General features: G+C 28.9%; 3 protein-coding genes and 1 pseudogene. All 4 read left to right on the top strand.

Annotation, left to right across the window (positions count from 1 at the left end):
- Positions 1-278: 278 nt before the first annotated feature.
- The gene (locus ACFQ1U_RS00275; protein WP_386104117.1) at positions 279-518 is read left to right on the top strand and encodes a ribbon-helix-helix domain-containing protein; all 240 of its coding nucleotides are present in this window, start codon (positions 279-281) and stop codon (positions 516-518) included.
- On the top strand, positions 511-798 hold the full coding sequence (locus ACFQ1U_RS00280) for a type II toxin-antitoxin system RelE/ParE family toxin (protein WP_386104119.1): 288 nt from the start codon (positions 511-513) through the stop codon (positions 796-798). The genes ACFQ1U_RS00275 and ACFQ1U_RS00280 overlap by 8 nt, the downstream gene beginning before the upstream one ends.
- A gap of 676 nt (positions 799-1,474) precedes the next feature.
- On the top strand, positions 1,475-2,443 hold the full coding sequence (locus ACFQ1U_RS00285; RefSeq protein ID WP_386104121.1) for a hypothetical protein: 969 nt from the start codon (positions 1,475-1,477) through the stop codon (positions 2,441-2,443).
- 155 nt (positions 2,444-2,598) lie between these two features.
- Positions 2,599-2,867: pseudogene (locus tag ACFQ1U_RS00290) on the top strand (hypothetical protein); the annotation flags it as partial.

Below are 2,867 nucleotides of genomic sequence, written 5' to 3' on the forward strand. Positions count from 1 at the left end.
AAGGAAAATTCCTATTCAGCACGAGTTGATTGAATTAGAATTAGCGGAAATCCTAACCGAAACTGAATTTAAAAAAATAAAAGCCAGCAGGTAACAATGTATAACCGCAATTACGGCGGATTCGACTACGTCCGAATCCACTCAGAATTGCTTAAGCTAGTATATAAATAAAAACTTTTGGCTAAATTAGCCCGATAACTGACGGGTTATACGAAGCCGTTAGCTACAATTTGGAAAAGATTCGTATTTGGTGTATATTTACATCAAATAATTAAAATATGTCAAGACAAAGTATATCATTTACAAAGCCGAACGATGAGTGGCTTAAAGCTCAAGTGGACAATAAAGAATATTCAAGTAAAAGCGAGTTAGTTAACGATTTGATTAGACAAGCCAGAAAACAGCAAGTGCAAATTGACTGGATTCGAGCTAAAATTGAAAAAGCTCAAAATAGTGGATTTACAAGTGACAGTAAAGAAAGTATTTTAGCTCAATCAAAGTCTTTACTTAATGGCTAAATACAAACTGACAAATGAAGCCAAAAATGACTTAATTCGGATCCATCATTTTGGAGTTAAAAAATTCGGAATGATTCAAGCGGATAAATATTTCGAATCTTTTTTTGAATATTTTGACATTATCGCTGAACGACCTTTTTCATTTGAATCTGTTGACTACATAAAAAAAGGATACAGACGTTGTGTGTGTGGAGTTGATAGTATTTACTATAAAGTCAATGAAAATATTGTTGAAATAGTGACAATAGTTGGAAGACAAGATTTGAATGAAAAATCTTAATAAAAGTTATAAAAACTGTAGCTAACAATGGCTATAAATAATTGCTTGGTCTGTACTTACTCGGAAAATCCTACGGATTTTCCTCTGGTTCGAGAACTTTTACTAAAATAGTAACCAAAACACGCAACTATCCATAGCCGAAAACGTTTTTAATACGTAAGGACAATACTCAGACATGGAAAACTTGAATGAATTAGCTCCTAATCTACTCTTTCTTATCAAAGAATTACGATTGATTTTTTAACTGTGAAAACAGAATTAATTCCCTTTGAAAACAGACAAAATAATCACTAAAAAGACTGACTTAATCTTGAAAACAGATTTGAGTTGAAAAGCTGAAAAGTCAAAACTTTGAAAACAGAATTTAGTCGATAAATCAAAAGGCTGTATTGAAAACACGACTTAATAAGAATTGAATATAATTATGTACTATAATTTGAAAAATTAACTATAACGAAATTAATTACGATTTGATTATTATAAAAACGTGTATCATAACGGCGTACAAAAAACAACAATGGCTAAAAAACATTGCTCATATTTTCCTTGCAGGAAAATACTCGGATAACTCCAATCTTTTGTTATATTTACAGTCAAACACCTAAAATCGCAACGATTTATTAGCGAAAACGTTAGCCACAAGCACAAAAAAAGAAAAAGAAAAATTAATAAATGAATGAATGATATTGATAAAGAAATTTTTGCTCAAATAAAATATGAAGGAAACCTTGTAGAAGATGGATATTTAGATGCTAAAAAAGCCGGAGAAGTATTAATAGGAATTGATAATATATTAAGATATTTTTTATACCAAGAAGATAAAAAGTTTAAAAAAATAGATTTTGAAATACCTGTTAGAATAAAAAAAGGTAGTTGGGTAACTGAATTTTTAGCTAATTATGATGCTGTATTAATTAAAACTGCATTAACCTGGGGAGCTTCTAAATATTTTGGTAGTGCACTTAGTGAAATGGCTAAAAAGGATTTTAAAGATGTTGGTTTTAAGGATATCTTTAAAAAAGCTTTTAAAGGTTTAACTTGGGTATTAAAAATTGCACAACATCTAGGAACATTAACTAAGAAGAAATTCGATAATTTAACTTTTTCAAAAAATAGTAGGTACGTAATATTAATAAACAATAAAAATGAAAAATTAGAAGTACCTATTGAATATTTGGAACTATTTGCTAGCTGTCCCGATGATTTATTTATAAACTTAGCTAGAATAATCGAAGACGAACGAGAATTAGTTGTTCTTTACAATGATATTGAAAAGGAAAAACAGAACTATGTAAAAATAGGAATGGATTCGAAAAAAATATTCATTCCAAATGAGGAAGATGATGAAATATTATTTCCAGATTTAATACACGACCAATTTGTTGAATTAGAAGGTCATATTACTCGAGGAAATGAAAATTCAAATACTATTGGTTTTATGTATCAAAATCATATTCTTACTTGCTATCCACAAAAAGGAAATATTAAAGACTTTAAAAACACTTTGTTTACAAACTGTACTATAAGAGGTTATGTTGATAGATTACATAAAAAAACGGGAGAGATTATTGAAAAAAGACCTAGAATAAAATTTTTAGAAATAATATCTAATGAACCAGAAGATAGACAGAAAAAACTATTCTAATAAAGCCAGTGGCTAACAAAGGCTATAATTAATACGGGTTTCAGTTTTTAATCAAAAGTTTAATGTATTTTTATAAAGTCGTCAAATCATTTTGATTTGACTTTTGAATAAGAAAAAATAAAAGCAAACAAAATGCTTCGTCTTAGTGCTAAATCGTGAAGCTATCGCTTCCTATTCCCGCACTAATCATAGCCGAAGCCGTTGTAAGCAATATGACAAAAACTATTTTAGAACATATAATGCAGTTAATAATTGTGCTTCCAATTTTACTATTTACAATGAAAAGCAGAAAATTGGAAAACCTGAAAATATTACTGATTTTTTCAATGTTTTTTCTTTTAAGAAGCTTCTTGTTGTACCTGCCTTTGGAATTTAGTGAATTGAAATTCATTAATGGAAATTGGAATTGGACTGGGAAAATATT

This window comes from Tenacibaculum geojense (genome assembly GCF_042676005.1).
Classification (GTDB): Bacteria; Bacteroidota; Bacteroidia; order Flavobacteriales; family Flavobacteriaceae; genus Polaribacter; species Polaribacter geojense.